Genomic DNA, 14474 nt, shown 5'->3' with positions numbered 1-14474 from the left:
CTGACGGTCGCCCGCCAACGGGAGTTCTCCCTTTCGAGCCCCTTCGAGGGCCTGGGAATCCCGTAGGGCCGCCCTGCGAGTGAAGCCCCGGACGTATTGTCCGGGGCTTCAATCGCTGAACTCGCTGCTACGCGGGCGGCAGGCTGTTGATCTGGTTCTGCAGCCGGGTGATCTCCTCGCCGGCCTTCGCAAGGCGCCCGCGGATCTTGTCCACCACGTTGTCCGGGGCCTTCGCCAGGAACGCCTCGTTGCCGAGCTTGGCCTCTGCCTGCGCCTTCTCCTTCTCGGCCGCAGCCAAGTCCTTGGCGAGGCGCTTGCGCTCCGCGGCGACATCGATCGTGCCCGACAGGTCGAGCGCGACCTCCGCGCCGGCCACCGGCAGCGACGCCGTGGCACTGAATGTCTCACCTTCGGGCTGCAGGCGAAGCAGCTGGCGGATGGCGGCCTCGTGCGGGGCCAGCGCGGAGCCGTCCAGGGCCAGTCGGGCAGGAACCCTCTGGCCGGGCTGCAGGCCCTGGTCGGCGCGGAACCGGCGGACCTCAGTGACGACCTGCTGGACCAGCTCGATCTCCTTCTCGGCGGCGTCGTCGCGGAAGCCCGAGTCCTTCGGCCAGTCGGCGACGACGAGGGATTCGCCCCCGGTGAGCGTCGTCCACAGAGTCTCGGTGACGAACGGGACGATCGGGTGGAGTAGACGCAGCGTGACGTCGAGGACCTCGCCCAGGACACGCGCCGAGACCTTGGCTTGCTCGCCGCCCGCGAAGAACGTCGTCTTGGACAGCTCGACGTACCAGTCGAAGACCTCGTCCCACGCGAAGTGGTAGAGGGCGTCGGCGAGCTTGGCGAACTGGTAGTCCTCGTAGTAGGCATCCGCCTCGGCGACGACCTTGTTCAGCCGCGACAGGATCCAGCGGTCGGTTGCCGACAGCTGCTCGGCGGGGGGAAGGTCGCCCTCGACCGTGGCCCCGTTCATCAGCGCGAACCGTGTGGCGTTCCAGACCTTGTTCGCGAAGTTCCGCGACGCCTGGACCCAGTCCTCACCGATCGGGACGTCAACGCCCGGGTTGGCGCCGCGGGCAAGGGTGAAGCGCAGCGCGTCGGAGCCGTACTTGTCCATCCAGTCCAGCGGGTTGACCGTGTTCCCGAACGACTTCGACATCTTCTTGCCGAACTCGTCGCGCACCATGCCGTGGAACGCGATCGTGTCGAACGGCTGCTGGCCATCCATCGCGTACAGACCGAACATCATCATCCGGGCGACCCAGAAGAACATCAGGTCGTAGCCCGTGACGAGGACGGAGTTCGGGTAGAACTTCTCCAGATCGGGGGTCTGCTCGGGCCAGCCGAGCGTGGAGAACGGCCACAGGCCGGACGAGAACCACGTGTCGAGGACGTCGGTGTCCTGCGTCCACCCCTCACCCGTGGGCGGCTCCTCGTCGGGGCCGACGCAGACCAGCTCGCCGTTCGGGCCGTGCCAGACTGGGATGCGGTGGCCCCACCACAGCTGGCGCGAGATGCACCAGTCGTTGAGGTTGTCGACCCAGTCGAAGTACCGCTGCGACATGTCGGCCGGGTGGATGGTCACCCGACCGTCGCGGACCGCGTCGCCGGCAGCCTTGGCGAGGGTCTCGACCTTGACCCACCACTGCATCGACAGGCGGGGTTCCAGCGTCGTCTTGCAGCGGGAGCAGTGCCCCACCGAGTGAACGTACGGGCGCTTCTCCGCGACGATCCGGCCCTCGGCTCGCAGAGCGGCAACGATGGCGGAGCGGGCTTCGAAGCGGTCCAGCCCCTCGAAGGGGCCGTGGACGGTGATGATGCCGCGCTCGTCGAGAACTTCGATCGACTCGAGATCGTGGCGCTGGCCAATGGCGAAGTCGTTCGGGTCGTGCGCCGGCGTCACCTTGACGGCACCGGTGCCGAACTCGGGGTCCACGTGGGTGTCCGCGACGACCGGGATCGTACGGTCGGTCAGCGGGAGCTTGATGCGCTCGCCGATGAGGTGGGCGTATCGCTCGTCCTCGGGGTGGACCGCGACGGCGGTGTCGCCGAGCATCGTCTCGGCGCGGGTGGTGGCGACGACGATGGTGTCCTCGCCCTCGCCATAGGTCATAGAGACGAGCTCGCCGTCGTCGTCCTGGTAGTCGACCTCGATGTCCGAGATGGCCGTCAGACAGCGCGGGCACCAGTTGATGATGCGCTCGGCGCGGTAGATCAGCTCGTCGTCGTACATCTTCTTGAAGACGGTCTGGACGGCGCGCGAGAGTCCTTCGTCCATGGTGAAGCGGTCACGGCTCCACGCGACGCCGGTGCCCAGCCGCCGCATCTGTCCGGCGATCTGACCGCCGGACTCGGCCTTCCACTGCCAGACCCGCTCGACGAACGCCTCACGGCCGAGGTCGTGCCGGGACTTGCCTTCCTTGGCGAGCTCCCTCTCAACGACGTTCTGCGTCGCGATGCCTGCGTGGTCCATGCCGGGCTGCCACAGCGTCTCGTAACCCTGCATGCGCTTACGACGAGTGAGGGCGTCGATCAGCGTGTGCTCGAAGGCGTGGCCCAGGTGGAGCGAGCCCGTGACGTTCGGCGGCGGGATGACGATCGTGTACGGAGGCTTCTCGCTCTTCGCGTCAGCCTCGAAGTAACCGCGCTCTACCCAACGCTCATACAGCGCCCCCTCTACCTCGGCCGGCGCGTACTGGGTCGGCAGCTCATTGGTAGGGGTCGGCCCGTTTGCGGGGCTCTGTGGAGTGTTGTCTGTCACGACGGCCATTCTAGGGCCCCGATACCCCTTCATCTGCCCGTCTTATCCCCAGGGGGAGTCCCGAGCGAGGGCGCGAAGAACGGCCCGCGAAGGTGATTCGAGTGTGACCAAGAACACTCTCGCGGACCGCCCCGTCAGTGTATCTCCTCCGGCTGCGGCCGGGTCTTCATGGCGCCGAGAGATGGGAGCGGACACGGCCTGGTCCAGCTACTGCCCAAAGAGTCGTGGGCAGCGATGCTGTGGTCAGGGTGCGCCTGATGAATGTGCCGTTTCCGCAGCCGATACCGGCGGCCGTGCCCCGCCAGTTATGGCCAGTTCTTCGACGGCCATGGCAGGGAGGTCGTAGCGGTGGTCTGCCACTGGTAGAGGGACCGCCGGGCAGCCAAGTGGCCCCCGTGCCGTAGGCGCGGGTGGCGAGGTGTTGCTGATTGGTCACCGAGTCTTCTTGCGAGCTACGGGAGGCCGAGAGTGCCTCGCCACAGCTCGTGCGGAACAATCCATGAGGAAACAATCCCGGTCACGGCGTCAGCCGCTCATCCGAGCTGCTGGCCATGACCCCATGATGCAGGGTGGTGTGGTGAGTTCAGTGCAGGGCAAGGTGCCGGGCGTCGTGGGATCGAGTGCCGGCGGGGTCGAGGAATTGCGTACCGGGCTCGTGGTCCCGGCGCTCGAACGGGGCTGGACGGTCGCAGTCACGCTCACACCGACCGCGGGTCGGTGGCTCCGCGCGAGCGGGGAGAGCGCGGAGCTCGAAGGGCTGACCGGCCTTCCCGTGCGTGCCGAACCGCGCCTGCCGGGTGGCTCCCGGCCGCATCCGCCAGTGGACTGCTACGTCGTCGCCCCGGCGAGCGCGAACACGGTCGCCAAGCTTGCCCTGGGGATCTCAGACAACCAGGCGCTGACACAGATCAACGAGGCCATCGGGGCACTAGACCTCCCGGTGGTCGTCTGGCCCCGGGTGAACGCCGCACATGCTCGCCACCCCGCATGGGAGGCACACATGAAAGCCCTTCACGATTCGGGGGTCCGGTTGATCTACGGAGACGAGGTGTGGCCGCTCACCGAGCCGCGGGCCGAGACGCCGGGGCGCCAATACCCGTGGAAAGCCGTACTGGATGAGGCTGGCAGGACCTTGTCCTGATCCTCGATCATGTCGAGCGCGGTGCTCCCCGGCGAGGAGCACCTGCGGGCAACCTGCGGGCGATGACCGGCGGCAGATCCGTCGCGGACGTCGCCACCAAGTAGTAACCGCTACTGGATAGATCAGCCCGGACCCGTGCGAGAAATCCGTCGCGCAGAACAACGAGCCTCCTTCACCCTGACGGAATGCCGAATATCATCACTCCCCGCCCGGAGTACCGCACCACGGCAGTACGGCCTGCCTGGGCGGACCTCCCGCCAGACGTCCGCCAGCTGATCTCACGACAGCTCGGCGGCATCGAAGCCGCACGGCCAAGCGCCGGAAGCGGGTTCACTCAAGGCTTCGCCGCGGTCATCGACGGTACGGACGGCACGCAGTTCATCAAAGCAGCCAGCGCCACCGATGCACCCCAGATCGCTGACTGCTACAGGCGAGAGGCGCAGATCAACCCGGCGCTGCCGAATGTCGTGCCAGCTCCCCGTCTCAAGTGGATCGAAGACACGGACGGATGGGTGGTCCTCGGGTTCGACGCTGTAAAAGGCAGCATGCCCGACGCTCCGTGGAAGCCCAACGACCTTGGTGCCACCCTCGACGCCTACACGATCACCGCGGAAGCACTCTCGACAGCGCCAAGCGGACTCCAGCAGGTCGGCTTGAAGCCGCTCGGAGAAACGGACGACTTCGACGACTGGCGCAACCTCGCAGGCGGAACGACCCCGTCGGCCGTCCTGCCCGCCTGGATGCCCGCGGCTCTCGTGGACATCCTCGCCGTCCTGGAGTCGGGCTGGCAGCAAGCAGTTACCGGGGATTCTGTACTCCACTACGACCTGCGCCAGGACAACATCCTCATTGACACCAGCAACACGGCATGGATCTGCGACTGGAATTGGCCAGTTTTGGGAGCGAGTTGGTTCGACCTCACCCTCCTGCTGGCCACGGCACACGCCGACGGACACGACGCCAGCAGCCTCTTCAAGAACCACCCCGCCGCCCGCGGAGCCCACGACGAGCAACTCGACGCAGCTCTCGCCGCACTCGCCGGGGTCTTCCTCGTCTCAGGAGCACAACCAGCGCGGCCAGAGTCACCGCACCTCCGCCAGCACCAAACCTGGTGCGGAGAAGTCACCTTGCGCTGGCTGGCCGACCGGCAAAGCTGGAGACTCTGACTGCGGCACGGTCACCATCGGCCTTCCCGGCCTGCTGCTCATGCTCACCGCCGCGCTGCCCCGCCAACTGCCCGATGTCATCGAAGCCTGGCATGCCCTGCGCCCCGGCGCTGCCGTAACTGCCACCGGGATGCAGCAACCACACAAACGAATCACGATCACCAAACCCCTGATAGCGGCAGCCTTGGGATGGCAGGGCCAGGCGCTGGTCCTGCCATCCTCAAGGGCCCTACGGCGTGAACCGGTTCGGCCCACGGAACAGGAAGGTGGCCTCGCGGATGGAGTCCAGTCCGAGCATCACCATCAGCACCCGCCCGAGCCCCATGCCGAGCCCGCCGTGCGGCGGACAGCCGTACCGGAACGCGTTCAGGTAGTCCTGCAGCGGCTCGGCGCTCATGCCCTTCTCGGCGGCCTGCTCCATCACTCGGCTTCACCCTGGGCCATGGCGTCGAGCCGTCGCTGGCCACGAGACGCCATCGCATGGATCGCCGCCGAACGACCCGACGCGCAATCTCTACTCGGCGGGCTCTGACCAGTAGTCCTGGAGCATCTCGCCCGGCCATTCTGGCGTGTGGACTTCGCCGCGGGGGCCCATCTCCGGGAAGTACGGCGCCAGGTCGAAGACAGGGGTGCCGTCGATCGCGTCGAGGTCGGTCACATGTAGGTCAAGGCCCTCGGCCTTGATAAGCCGAGGGAAGGACGTAGCCAGCTGATTCGGACGGCGATGGTTGCGGTGCACGAACGTACCGGTTGGCGGCCAGGCAGGGTTGTTGCGTGGGCTGCGGGCGTGCAGGGCGACATCGGTGGGTGACGACCTGTGGAAGTGCCAGGTGACCACGAGGTGGGAGAAGGCTTCAAGGCCCTGCACGGTCTCGATGGGGAAGTTCGAGTTCAACCGGATGATCGACTCGGTACCTGCCCAGTAGTCGTCGGTGGGCTCAGAACGCCCTCCGACCACTGTGCCAATGGGCTTGATCACCAGCTGCTTCGTCATGCATTCCCCTCGTCCCTCATCCCCCGGTTGTGGCGATCAATCTACTTGCGCCAGGTATGCGGCATCCCGCATGTCCAGGTCGACGAGGAGCTCCGTCGTCCCCATGGCCGTCATGACTCTAGGGGCGCCTTGCCGCGGCGGATGCGCTGGTCAAGCTCCCACAGCGCATTGCGGTTGGAATCCCAACGGACCGCCGACATAGCTGCCTCCAGGGAGAACCACCCGTACTCGGTGTGCTCCCTCGACAACACCAACTCGGCTGTGTCGGCTCGGACACCGAAGGCATGCTCAGGAATCACCAAGACCTCCGGCCCCCACGTGAACTCGCCAGTGACACTCACCACCGGAATCGTCGCGCGCGCATCCAGTGCGATGAACTCGAAGTCGCCGGCCAGGCCCGCCTCTTCGGCCGCCTCTCGCCTGGCGGCCTGGAGCAGTGTTTCTCCCACCTCACCGCCACCAGCCACCCCCTGCCAGTAGGCGCCGTCCAAGCGACGGAACAAGGCGTAGAGCAGCCCTCCCTCGGTCTGCCGGTACGGCAGCACCAACACTTGGAACGGAGCGCGACCTTCAACAGCTTCAGCCATCGCTCCACGGTAGAGCCGACGAGCCGCCTACGGTGTCGATCGGCGTCATCGCAGCCCGTCCCATCGGTCACGGAGTCCCACTGCGCCGATACCCGACCCACAGTCGCCCGCCAGCCCGCGCCAGGACGTCTTCAACGACGCCAACAAGGGCTTCGGTCTGCCCGTTCAACGCCCCACGAACAGCATGGTGCATGCGCGCATTGAGGCCAGGTGCTGCGTCTTCGAGGCGACGTGCCAGCCACTTGCCGCCGCCACCCCACGCCCCTTCGAGCGCCAGAGCCAGTTCACCTGTCCGTCTCGCCAGCTCTGAGGTGATGAACAGCCGCTCACCCTGATCGGTACACCCAGCGAGATCGTCCAGGAGATCCGTGATCGAATATCGAAAGTCCTCGATCTCCTCCACCGTCGCCGCAGGCGGACCCGCCAGGGCCAGCTTCCTGGCTTCGGCAGTCAGACTCACGCCGAGCCCATCCATGTCGAAGAGCAGCTCGCCGTCCGCGCACATCCACAGCAGCGGGGACCGGCGCTGACGAATCTCCCGGTCCACGAATGCGTGCCAAGAATCTTCGGTGTGCACGAAGAGCTCCACGGGCCAGTCGCCGTACTGAAGGCTCTCTCTGTACGGAGCCGGCGGACCGTGCAACAGCACCACGATGTCCAAGTCGGACAAGGCCGTGCGGCGCTCCGTCAGCACGCTGCCACCCAGAAACGCCGCGCGAGCGACAGGATGACGTTCCTCTACAACGGCGCGGGCAACGACAACCGGATCCATGCAGCCACTATCGTTATCCAGGACACGTCACGCATGTGGTTTGTTCAAAAGATCGGGTGAGCGTCGTCCGCTATGTCCGATCCATGGTGCGCACGGATTGGCGGCAGCAACTTTCCACAGGCTGTGGATAGTTGCTGCCGCCCTCCAGAGCCGACTGCACCCCGTGCGGGCGGACGTTGTCCGTTGCCTCCTGTGACCGTTGATCGACGTCGAGATCTCTCGCGCAGGCGCGGCAGACAAGACGCTGCTCCGTCTCACCATGACAGTAGAGAGATCAACAGCGCCCACCGCATGCGCCACGCCATGCCCGTGCCAGAGCCTTAACCGAGGCGAACCGGTCAGCAGGATCGCTGGCAGTGGCACGCTCAATGACCTTCAACTGTGACGACGAACCGCGCCACTTCCGTTCGTCATCGCCTGCATCCAGCAGCAGACGCAGGACCCGGCCGAGCACGAACACGGTCGTTCGGATATCGATGGTCGAGCCCTTAACGAACTCCTCCGGCGCCATGAAACGTCGCGAGCCTGGCAGTCGATCGGCATCCAGGATGAACGGACCCGGCCTGTACTCGTCCAAATCACACAGGGTCATGCGCTGCGCCTCGAAGTCGTAGAGGAGGCATCCGTCGTACAGGTCGACCGCGACGAATCCGGCTCTTTCCACGGCCAGGTGCGCGTCGAGGATCGTGTCCAGGGAGCGCAGAATGTCCGCGACAGGAAGATTCCGGAACCGAGCCATCGGGCTTGTCGGGTCCGAACGGCCACCATGGCGGGAGACGGTGGGGTGGTACAAGACCTCTCCGTCGACCCACGGATAGATCAGCGCCAAGCCGCCCTGGATCTTGAAATGGTGGTGTAGGGGCACGATCGCCGGATGCTGCACCGCACCGTGCACACCCAGAGCACGCGCCAACGAAGTTACTCCCGCCGCAGTGGCTGCACTCTTTACGAACCACCGCTCGCCTCCGACTGCGACGCCGTACGACACGCAGCCGGAGTCTTGCTCCCGGAATGCCCGGAAGATGTGACCTACGCCTTCCAGGTACGGCTCCAGCCGTTCGACAGAGGCAACGTCCAGCAGCGGATGAGTCGGCATGACGCACGATCCTGCCAGCACGCATGCGTAGCCGTGCTGGCATCGACCGTTCGGTGTGCGATCACATCTGGTCGGGAGGTTCGATGCCGAGCAGGCGCAGGCCAATCGAGGGTCCGTGCTGTCAGGTCACACAGGACCAGGCGACTCTGTCGGGTCTCGCCCTCGGAATGAAGAACCGGGCACGTCTCGTAGAACGTGGTGAACGTGCTCGCCGGGGAGCACAGGTAGGTCGCGAGCTTGTGGAACTCAAGCGTCTCGGCGACCGAGGCCAGACAGAGCTCGCCCGCAGGGCGGCTCTCCCGCTCGGTCATCCGTTGCGGGATTCGGAGAGTCGGCGTCGCCCGGCTCAGGCGGCAGCTGCCGAGCGCCTGCATGGGCTCGTCCGTGACCTGGGAGCCACGCGTTCCCGAGTGCAGTGCCCTGTCGGCCGGCGTCCCAGCGTGCCCTGTCTCTCAGGAGGCTTGGCAGGACAGGCGCGAGGACCTACCAGCCCCGCGACGGCCATTAGTCTGCCCTTTCGGGAGCGTCCTTGAGGTGGGCGGTGAGTTGCTGGAGCGTCGTCCAGGACTGGGCATCGGTGCCGTCACCCAAGGGGTAATGCAACGCGGGTCTGGCGGCGGGACCTAGCCGGAGCGGGCGGACGCTGACGGGTGGGCGGAGGGCGTGGGCGAGGCTGATGCCCATGACTGCTTCGGAGCCGAGCGTGAACGAGACAGGGATGGGCGGGGGTTCGAAATATGGGGGAATGGTCAGGTCGCGTCTTGCGGTCCGCACGGAGGTCAGCAAGGTGGTCAGTCCCTGCTCGCTGGAAAGGGCCTCGGCGAGGGATTCGATGGCGCCCAGGGGCGGGTCCTCGTCCATGCCATAGCCGAGGGTGAGGGTGATGTCCTCCTCCACTCCGGCAGGGGTGCGGGTAACGCGGACAGTGGCCAAGGCAGGGTAGTTCGGCTGGCCGACGGCGATCAGCCAGGTTGGTAGGGGTGCGCGGCTGTGGGCGAGGTCGGTCAACTCACGCTTGTTCCAGGGGAGGTTGACGGGTTCGGCCGTGCTCCAGCCTGCGGGCGGTGCCCCAGTGAGGTGCTGCCAGGCGGCTTCCAGGGCGCGGCCGAGGATCAGGCCTTCGTCGGCGGGGTGCCGGGTGCGCAGGGAGAGGATCAGCTGGCGTTCGCCGACGTCCTGCGGAGGGGCAGCAAAGGACTTGGCGGCGGAGGTGGTGCCGTTCTCGTCGAGGACGGGGGTGAAGGTACCGCCCTTCCAGTGGAGTACGGCGCCGGACAGGCCGTCGTAGAAGCCGTGGTCGGGGTCCTGGATCACCCAGCGGTTGGGGTGGCCGTGCAGGGCGGTGCGGGTGGGCAGGGTCAGGCGGGACGTGGGTGGGGTGACGATCTGCAGGGCGCGGTCCTCGGCGGTTGCGCTGCGCAGGGCGTCGGTGAGCCAGCTGGTCATGGTGACGAGGGGGCGGTCCTGGATGACCACGGCCGCCTCGGTGGTGAGGACGTCGACCGCGGGGGCCGAGGTGGCGGGCACGGGGACCGCGGAGATGTCCGTGGCGAGCGGGACGACGTCCGTGGAGGCCGCCTCCGGGGGCCAGACCGTGCCGCCCAGGACGGTGGCGAGGCGTCCGGCGAAGGAGCCGGCCAGTTGGCCGCCCTCGGCGACGGCGGTGGAGGCGCGGGCCTCGGTCCACCAAACGGGGCTGTCCGGGAGGCCGGGGCTGGTGCCGAGGAGGCGGGTGGTTTCTCCGGGGACCTGGATGAGGATGGGGGCTTCGACGGAGACGAGGGGGCGGCCGTCGGGGGCGCAGAGCTGCATGACGGCGCCGTCGGCGAGGGTGCTGACGCCGAGGTCGGGGCCGCCGGCGTAGAGGCCCGCGAGGAGGGTGCGCAGGTCCGGCATTTTGGGGGTGAGGGCGATGACGTCCTTGGTCACAACTGTCCGGTCTCTTCGGCTGCTTCGTCCGCCAGGGCGGTCTGGATGAGCTGGTGGTGGCGGCCGCGGCGGACCAGGGTGCCGCGGCCGGGCGGCTGGGCGGACGCGTACAGGCCGGGAAAGAGCTGGCCCTCGGTGCGGTCACCGGTCATGAGCAGGGCGGTGGTGCCGGTCTCGCGCAGGGTGGTCAGCAGCGGTTCGTACAGGGCGCGGGAGGCTCCGGCGGTGCGGCGGGCGATGACGAAGTGGAGGCCGATGTCGGGGGCGGAGGAGAGGTACGGCAGGAACGGGGCCAGGGGCTGCTGGCCGGCGGTGGTGAGGATGTCGTAGTCGTCGACGAGGATGACGATGCGCGGTCCGGTGAACGAGGGTTCCGTGTCGGTCGCGTCGGGGTCGGCCGTTTCCGGAAGGCGCTTCTCCAGTTCGGTCGCGATGCCGGTGGCCAGTGCGGCAGCCAGTTTCGCGTTGTGGGCGTAGCCGCCGCGGTACGGCTCCGGGACCACGCCGCGCAGGCCACGGCGCGGGTCGAAGACGCCGAAGACCAGCTCCTCGTCGCTGTAGCGGTCGATCAGTTGAGAGGCGATCAGTTTCAGCAGGTTGGTCTTGCCGCATTCGTTGTCGCCGAGGATCAGCAGGTGCTGATCGCTCCCGAACAGGTCCAAGAGGGTGGGCGCCAAAGCGTCCTGGTCGACGCCGATCGGCACCTGCCGGGGCTCAGCTGCCACGGATGGCAGCCTCGGCGCGGGCAGTCGGGTCGGCAACACGCGTACGGGAGTGGCGAGATCACCGTGCCAGCTGGCGCGGATGGTCCGCGCGGCCTCCTCAAGGGCCGGGCCGAGGCTGCCTGTGGTCGGCGAGGCGTCGATACGCGGCAGCGCGACCTGCGCGAACAGTTTGCCGTCGGTCAGGACCCGGCCAGGGATGTCGGGGGAGAGGGTCTCGGACAGTTTGCGGTCGATGGACGAGTCGGCCGGGTCGTTGAGGCGCAGCTCGACGCGGCTCCCGAACATCGACTGGGTGGCCATGCGGACGTCGTTCCAGCGCAGCATCCCGGCGACGACGTGGATGCCGTAGCCGCCGCCGCGCTTGAGGAGGTCGGCCACCTGGTCGTCGAGGTCGGCGAACTCGTCGCGCAGCGCGCCGAAACCGTCGACAAGCAGCACGATGTCGGTGGAGCCGAGCTGCGGCAGCTTGCCCTGGGTGCGCAGGTGGCGCAGCTGGTCGACGGAGTCGATGCCGTAGGCGCGGAAGAGTTCCTCGCGTTCGGCAAGCATGGTGCGGACTTCAGCGACGGTGCGGGCGGCCCGTTCGTGGTCGGCGCGTCCGGCGATGCCGCCGACGTGGGGGAGTCTAGCGAGGGCGGACAGGCCGCCGCCGACCAGGTCGAGGCCGTAGACGGCGACGTCGTACGGGGTGTGGGTGAGCGACAGTGACAGGGCGAGGGTGCGCAGCAGGGTGGTCTTGCCCGACTGGGGGCCGCCGATCACCGCTGCGTGGCCGCCGGCCACGGTCAGGTCCAGCAGCCACTGGCCCTGCCACTGCGTTGCCGGATCGTCGAGCACGCCGAGTGGCACGCGCATCGCGCCCGCCTGCCCGGCGGCCAGGTGCAGCCCACGCTCGGTCGCCTGGACCGGTCCTGCTGCGGTGTCCAACGTGATGGCGTCCGGCAGCGGCGGCAGCCAGATCCGGCGTACCGGCGGGGCTGCGGTGGCGAGTTGGCCGACCATGACCGACATGACGGTCGGTCCGGTCTCGCGCTTCGTGGCGGCGGGTTCCTCGGCTGCGTCCGCCTGGGACGCGTCGAGGGTGTTGTACGTCGGGTAGGGCCAGGCGTGCGGCTCGTCGTCCTGCTTGTCGAGCAGGGCCGGGCCGCGGTAGGCGCCGGAGACGTACCCGGCCTTGAAACGCTCGTAGGTGGAGGTGTCGACCTTCAGGTAGCCGAAGCCCGGCAGCGGGGGCAGGTGGAAGGCGTCGGTGGTGTCCAGCACGGTGCGCGACTCGTCGGCGGAGAAGGTACGCAGCCCGAGCCGGTACGACAGATAGGTGTCCAGGCCCTTGAGTTTGCCGCCCTCGATGCGCTGGCTGGACAGCAGCAGGTGGACGCCGATGGAGCGGCCGATGCGGCCGATGGACAGGAACAGGTCGATGAAGTCCGGCTTGGCGGTGATCAGTTCGCCGAACTCGTCGATGACGACGAACAGGTGGGGGAGGGGTTCGAGGTCGGGGCGCTGGGTGGTGCGCAGGGCGGCGTAGTGGCCGATGTCGGCAATGTTGCCGGCGTCCTTGAGGACCTGCTGGCGGCGCTTGACCTCGCCGGCGAGGCTGCTGTGGACGCGCTCGACGAGGCCCGCCTGGTTCTCCAGGTTCGTGATCACACCGGCCACGTGCGGGAGTTGGGTGAACGGGGCGAAGGTGGCGCCGCCCTTGTAGTCGACCAGGACCAAGGCCAGGTTCTCGGGGGAGTGAGTGGCGGTGAGCGCGAGGACGAGGGTGCGCAGCAGTTCGCTCTTGCCGGAGCCGGTCGCTCCCACGCACAGTCCGTGCGGGCCCATGCCGAGCTCGGATGACTCCTTCAGGTTCAGCAGCACGGGTTCATGGCGGTCCGTCAAGCCGATCGGTACGCGCAGGAATGCGCGCTCACTGCGTGGCGCCCACAGCTTTTCGATGTCGAGTGCGGCCGGGTCGGCGATGCCCAGCAGGCCGGGGAAGTCCACCGGCCCGGAGACCGGGGTGCCGTCGGCCGTGGACTCCGCCGACAACCTGAGCGGGGCCAGCATCCGGGCCAGCCCCTCCGCGCCCGCGACGCTGACCGCATCCGACGTTCCGTGGGCAACGGGTTCCGAACGCAGGTCCTCTACGGTGATCCGGTCGCCGTCGACGGTGATGCGGACGCTCACCTGGTCAGGCTCGTGCACCTGCTGTTCCAGCAGGTGCAGCACGGTGACGCCCATGTCCGGGAGATCAACTGCGGTGTCGGGGCGGGGCAGTTCGCTCGCCGTCTCGCCGTATGCGTCGCTGACGACCAGCAGCCGGCCGGTCATCCGCAGCGCGCCCCGGTCCGCCAGTCCGCGCCGTACCTCCGCAGCGTACGAGGCGCGCTGCCGCAGATCATCACGGCACAGCGTGGCCAGCTGGGCCAGGCTGGGCGCGATCCGGCGGGCGGCAACCGGACCGTCGTGCTCGGCCGGATCGAGCACGTGGGGCAGCCACTTGGCCCACTCCCACGTGGCCAGCTGCTCGCCGGGTATGCCGAGCGCGATGGCCACGTCGTCCGGGGCGTGCGTGACCGAGGTTTGGATCAGCAGGGCGCGGGCGACACGCAGCACGCCGTCGCGGTCACCGACGATGCTGACGTTGCCCGCCCTATCCAACGGCACGGTAAACGGGAAGTCCGTCGCCGTGGTGAATCTGCTCTGCAGGGCACGAGCCTCGTTGAGCATGAACGGGTCCGGCGGGGTCAGGACCCCGCCGGCGCTGTTCTGTCCGACCAGCAGCTCCTGCACGGGGACGTCTCCGGTGCCGACCCGTACCCGCAGGAAGTCTGGGTCCTGGCGGCGCCGCTCCCACAACCGGGCCGGATCGCGTACGAGGTCGTACAGGGCCTCCGGCGGCGGATTGAGCAGCTGCGCCTGCGCGCGCCGTTCCCGTTCGCTGGCGCCGAGTTCGTCGCGCAGCTCCTCCAAGTATTCGAGGTACCGCTCGCGCTGGGTGCGCCGGGTGCGCTGCGCCTTGCCGCGCTGGGACAGGAACAGTGCCACCGCGCCCAGCAGCGCGAAGACCAGCACGATCGCGCCCAGCGCGGCGAACTGGCTGTTGCGGATGATGGTCATCATCACGACCGAGCTGATCACGCCGGCCATCGGCAGCAGCGCGGTCGCCGCGTTGCCGATCTTTCCCTCGGGCAGATTCGGCGGCGGCTCGATGGTGCGGGCCTGGGCGGTGGCGAGGGGGCGGGTGGAGCGCGCGGGCCGGTGGATCTGGTGCTGGGTCACGGACGGGCCTTTTCTCGAACGGGTCCTGAAGCCGCC

10 protein-coding genes and 1 pseudogene are annotated in these 14474 nt (G+C 68.0%); 2 read left to right on the top strand and 9 right to left on the bottom strand.

The window, feature by feature from the left end:
- Nucleotides 1-127: 127 nt before the first annotated feature.
- Nucleotides 128-2761 (bottom strand): valine--tRNA ligase, encoded by a 2634-nt coding sequence (locus ACWIGU_RS03195; RefSeq protein WP_454396825.1) that lies wholly within the window; start codon nt 2759-2761, stop codon nt 128-130.
- Between the two features lie 577 nt (nt 2762-3338).
- Here ACWIGU_RS03195 and ACWIGU_RS03190 point away from each other — a divergent pair.
- Both ACWIGU_RS03190 and ACWIGU_RS03185 read left to right on the top strand, forming a co-directional pair.
- Nucleotides 3339-3902 (top strand): flavoprotein, encoded by a 564-nt coding sequence (locus ACWIGU_RS03190; protein ID WP_454396823.1) that lies wholly within the window; start codon nt 3339-3341, stop codon nt 3900-3902.
- Between the two features lie 185 nt (nt 3903-4087).
- Nucleotides 4088-5068: a phosphotransferase gene (locus tag ACWIGU_RS03185; protein WP_454396821.1), complete on the top strand. Its 981-nt coding sequence runs from the start codon at nt 4088-4090 to the stop codon at nt 5066-5068.
- A 229-nt stretch (nt 5069-5297) separates the two neighbouring features.
- Here ACWIGU_RS03185 and ACWIGU_RS03180 read toward each other — a convergent pair.
- From ACWIGU_RS03180 to eccCa, 8 genes and pseudogenes are all read right to left on the bottom strand, one after another.
- Nucleotides 5298-5492: pseudogene (locus ACWIGU_RS03180) on the bottom strand (amino acid--tRNA ligase-related protein); the annotation flags it as partial.
- A gap of 90 nt (nt 5493-5582) precedes the next feature.
- Complete coding sequence (locus ACWIGU_RS03175; RefSeq protein ID WP_454396819.1) at nt 5583-6062, bottom strand: SAM-dependent methyltransferase; 480 nt, start codon at nt 6060-6062, stop codon at nt 5583-5585.
- A gap of 110 nt (nt 6063-6172) precedes the next feature.
- A complete protein-coding gene (locus tag ACWIGU_RS03170) occupies nt 6173-6649 on the bottom strand; it encodes an NUDIX domain-containing protein (protein ID WP_454396817.1) in 477 nt (158 codons plus the stop codon).
- Between the two features lie 67 nt (nt 6650-6716).
- On the bottom strand, nt 6717-7421 hold the full coding sequence (locus ACWIGU_RS03165) for a nucleotidyltransferase domain-containing protein (RefSeq protein ID WP_454396816.1): 705 nt from the start codon (nt 7419-7421) through the stop codon (nt 6717-6719).
- 274 nt (nt 7422-7695) lie between these two features.
- Nucleotides 7696-8517: a serine/threonine protein kinase gene (locus tag ACWIGU_RS03160; protein WP_454396814.1), complete on the bottom strand. Its 822-nt coding sequence runs from the start codon at nt 8515-8517 to the stop codon at nt 7696-7698.
- Nucleotides 8451-8828: a DALR anticodon-binding domain-containing protein gene (locus ACWIGU_RS03155; RefSeq protein ID WP_454397263.1), complete on the bottom strand. Its 378-nt coding sequence runs from the start codon at nt 8826-8828 to the stop codon at nt 8451-8453. Before ACWIGU_RS03155 ends, ACWIGU_RS03160 begins: the two co-directional genes overlap by 67 nt.
- A gap of 193 nt (nt 8829-9021) precedes the next feature.
- Nucleotides 9022-10446, bottom strand: coding sequence for a DUF6177 family protein (locus ACWIGU_RS03150; RefSeq protein WP_454396812.1), 1425 nt, complete (start codon nt 10444-10446; stop codon nt 9022-9024).
- Nucleotides 10443-14438: a type VII secretion protein EccCa gene (eccCa, locus tag ACWIGU_RS03145; protein WP_454396810.1), complete on the bottom strand. Its 3996-nt coding sequence runs from the start codon at nt 14436-14438 to the stop codon at nt 10443-10445. Before eccCa ends, ACWIGU_RS03150 begins: the two co-directional genes overlap by 4 nt.
- Nucleotides 14439-14474: the final 36 nt, after the last annotated feature.

The sequence above is a fragment of the Streptomyces sp. NPDC055400 genome, assembly GCF_053644375.1.
This window is presented reverse-complemented; position numbering and strand designations above follow the sequence as displayed.